The 3853-nt window shown below is 33.8% G+C and carries 4 protein-coding genes; all 4 read left to right on the plus strand.

What is annotated here, in order from left to right; translation table 11 throughout:
• Window positions 1-180: 180 nt before the first annotated feature.
• The 4 genes from BZG02_RS20545 to BZG02_RS20560 all read left to right on the plus strand — a co-directional run bounded on the left by BZG02_RS20545 (window position 181) and on the right by BZG02_RS20560 (window position 3579).
• On the plus strand, window positions 181-843 hold the full coding sequence (locus BZG02_RS20545; RefSeq protein WP_101263623.1) for a hypothetical protein: 663 nt from the start codon (window positions 181-183) through the stop codon (window positions 841-843).
• A gap of 200 nt (window positions 844-1043) precedes the next feature.
• Window positions 1044-1625, plus strand: coding sequence for an HAD family hydrolase (locus tag BZG02_RS20550; protein ID WP_101263624.1), 582 nt, complete (start codon window positions 1044-1046; stop codon window positions 1623-1625).
• Between the two features lie 3 nt (window positions 1626-1628).
• A complete protein-coding gene (locus BZG02_RS20555; protein WP_101263625.1) occupies window positions 1629-2570 on the plus strand; it encodes a helix-turn-helix domain-containing protein in 942 nt (313 codons plus the stop codon).
• Window positions 2571-2577: 7 nt separating this feature from the next.
• The gene (locus BZG02_RS20560) at window positions 2578-3579 is read left to right on the plus strand and encodes a DNA-processing protein DprA (RefSeq protein WP_101263626.1); all 1002 of its coding nucleotides are present in this window, start codon (window positions 2578-2580) and stop codon (window positions 3577-3579) included.
• The last annotated feature ends 274 nt before the right edge of the window (window positions 3580-3853 follow it).

The following is a 3853-nucleotide window of genomic DNA, read 5'->3' on the forward strand; positions in this document are numbered from 1 at the left end:
AATTAAGAAACACCAGCAAGCCAAACAAATTGGTTTGTCCAAAATATAAGCAAATTTAATCGACTTGCTTCCGTGCGGTTTGAAAGGTTAATTCTTCTAAATCGTCCACGAAACTTAGCAAGACCGTTGTAGGGCATAGGGTGACCGAGGTGCAAACAGATAATAATCGAAACATAGAATATGACACAATTAAATTTAACTGGAGGAGCAAGAATTGGAATGGCAAATGCTACATGGCCATTCGCCAGTTTGAAAGTAACTAAGGAACGACTTGATTTAAATGCAACAGTTGTGGGGAATTTAGTATTTAGGCCAGAGGATATAATTTCTATTGAGCCTTATTACATGATGCCAATAATTGGACAAGGGATTAAAATTAACCACCGGATTCCGAAATATAAGGATAAAGTAGTTTTTTGGACTTTTAAAAATCCAAAAGAAGTAATCAGACAAATTCAACAGACGGGATTTTTGGATAATTCTTCGAGTGAAATAACACCTCAGGACTCGGAAATAATAGCCGAGAGACAAAAACAAGGTGGATTTCCTATTAAAACACCATTTGCTGTCGGAGTTGTAGTGTTATGGAATATATTATTTTTAATGGACTTTTTTAAATCTACAACAGGAGATTCAAATGGAATTCCAATCGGAAAAGGGGCAATAACAGCATTAGGATTAGTATTTATAACTAGCCTACTGATTCTTGTGTCAAAAGGATTTAGAAAACTTGCATTGAAAGAAGGACGAGAAATTAAAGATATTAGCAAGTTTCTTTATTTTATCATGTTTATCTGTGGTTTTATGATGTTCACTTTCTTAATGGTGACCAAAATGCAATAGATTGATAAATAAGGAACTACGCCCTACAACAATAAATATACGTAATGCGGGGCGATGTGGTAAATTTAAACTTTAAAGCATTTAATAAACAAAGTAGCGGTTTGATAGTGAAGTGCTTTGAAATCCCGCACTACGCATATTCGAGCCGTTACCGGCAAGTGTAGGTGACAGCCACAAACAAAATAACGGAAACAAATAAAATGATAGAAAACCAAGAAGGAATTATAATCACGCCTGACAAAATACTCTTTTTCGATATGGACGGCACTTTAGTTGACACCAATCTTGCAAATTTTTCAGCTTACAAAAAAGCTGTTGATTCTGTATTGCAGCCAGACACCAATCTAGTTTACAATCCTGAAATCAGATTTAATCGAAGTATGCTTAAAGCCAATTTTCCTCACTTGATAGACAAAGAACTTGAAAAAGTGATTCAATTAAAAGAGATTTTATACGATGAATTTATAAATGTGACTACACTTATAAATGAAAATGTAGAAGTGCTTTTAAAATATTCAAAATCTAATCAGACATATTTAGTAACAAATTGTCGCAAGGACAGAGCATTAAAAACCCTAAATCATTTTGGACTTATAGATAGATTTACAAATGTTTTCTACAGAAAATTTGATGACAACAACAAAAAAGTAAACAAATTTGAAAATGCAATTTCAATATTGGGCGTTCCGCCCAATATTGTTATAGCTTTTGAGAACGAAGAAATAGAAATTGCAGACGCAAAGAGTGCAGGTATCACAATTATAAACCCTGTAATAGCATAACGTATGGAAAAATTTATCATAACCCAAAACGGATTTTTAAATAAGAACACCCAAGCTTATTATCGCTATGACTACACAACATACGGAACCGAAGGTAACCCTGATTTTATCAATCATTTAAAAAATCAATTCGGTGATACAAGTGTTTCAACACTACAAAATGCAGTAAATGAACTAACAAAAGTTCTTCAAGAAGATTTACCCAAAATAAAAAAACTTCATAATACTAACCTGACTGTTTGTGTAATACCACGAGCAAAGGCTGAAAGTTATTATTCTGACAATCAAAAGTTACTTAAAAGAGTTATTTCAAGCGTTGTTGACAAACTCAGTGGATTTGCAAATGGTATAAGCTATATCATTCGTCATACCGACACAAGAACAACTCATATGAATAGAAGTGGTTATGGTGGTAATGGAGATATGCCTTACGTAGGAATTACAAAAGCTACATGCAATATTTCAAGAGATGTTCGAGGAAAAGACATTCTACTAATAGATGATATTTACACAAAAGATGTGAACATTGATGAAGATGCAATCCAAGCATTATTTGAAAATGGGGCTAGAAATGTAATTTTTTATTCTATTGCTAAAACATTCAAGGGTGGTATCAAAACTGTAACAAAAAGTGAAAATTTGGACTTATTAAAACCTTCTTTAAAAGATACTTTTCTTATCTTGAAGAAAGTTAATAATTTAAATGATGCCGCTAGTTTAAGGGGGTTTACCAAAGGCACTATTATTAATCATATGGCTGAGATTGCAGAATTATTAGGAATAGATCCAATTAAGAAGTTTGAACCACCCTTTAATACAATAAATGCAGTTAAAAAAGCTATAAACAAATTAGGAGCTAGGGATAAATTAAAGCCAATTTTTGAAGAACTTGGTGAACAAATTACTTATGACGATATAAGATTAGCTTTGATTTTTATTAAATAAGATTAATATGAAATATACAGATAACTCATTAAATATACTTACTGCTAAATCCTATAAAGGAATTGGTAATGCTTGGATTGTCAAAAAATTGAAGGGTAATGAAAGTCTAGAAACTATTGTGACCTTACTTAACAAGACAATTAAAGGAGAACAAACAGATGTTGAAGAATTTGAAAGATTAAAAAGAAATTTTGAAAATACGCTTGTTGCAAAATTTGAAAATTATTGTGATGGATTTGTAGCGCTAGGCGACAAAAAATTCCCAAAGCACAGAGGAGTTGTTAAGGAAAGTGAGAAGCCGATATTTTTATTCTATAAAGGAGACATTGATTTGTTAAGTATAGAGAACAAAAATATTTCCGTCATTGGACTACTAAACCCAGAAAGCGATATAGAAGAAAGAGAGAGAAAAATAGTTGCTCAGTTTGTTAGAAATGGAGCGACAATAGTAAGTGGTTTAGCATTTGGTTGCGACAGTATTTCTCACCAACAGGCTTTGGATTCTAATGGTAAAACAGTTGCAATCCTACCAAGTCCACTAAACAACATTTTGCCTGCAAGAAACAAAGGATTGGCATTTCAAATAGTCGAAGAAGGCGGACTACTTGTAACTGAATATGGGAATGACTTTAAAAGCCAAATGGAATTAAGTAGCCGTTATAAGGAACGAGACCGATTACAAGCTTTGTTTTGCGACACTATAGTTTTAGCAGCTAGTTATGCTCAAAATTCAGCTGAAAGATGGAAGATGTTTGGTCAAAAACTAGACAGCGGAGCACGTTTAGCAATGGGTTATGCTAAAGACTATAATATACCCCGTGCAGTAATGTATGACCAAATTATAGACGAAAGCAATCCGATGTTTGACTTGAATAGAGACCTAATCAAAGAACAGAAAGACGTAACAATACTAACCAAGGAAAACTACATTGAGACAGTTGAAAAAATAATGAATAAGAAACCGACAGTCAAAACAACAATTCCTGTTCAGAAAAATCTTTTCGACTAAATGACAACAAAGAAAAAACGGACGACAGAACACCAGCCGGTAACATCGTGTATAAGTAATGGCGAGGGTTGTAGCGTATTCGAGCTTTCTACCTCGCATCAAGTTCATCGTAACTTGAAAGGAAAGTGCCCCGTAATCCGCCACTACTCATAGTGTGCCGAGAAGCAGAACATCGGCGAAACAAAGTTCTGCATGCTGTAAATAAGATGGTGGATGCATTTGTAAGCAGACCCACCAATGTCGCATTTCAGGATGAGGCATTAAACCACCTAAA

Source organism: Labilibaculum filiforme (assembly GCF_002843315.1).
Lineage (GTDB): Bacteria > Bacteroidota > Bacteroidia > Bacteroidales > Marinifilaceae > Labilibaculum > Labilibaculum filiforme.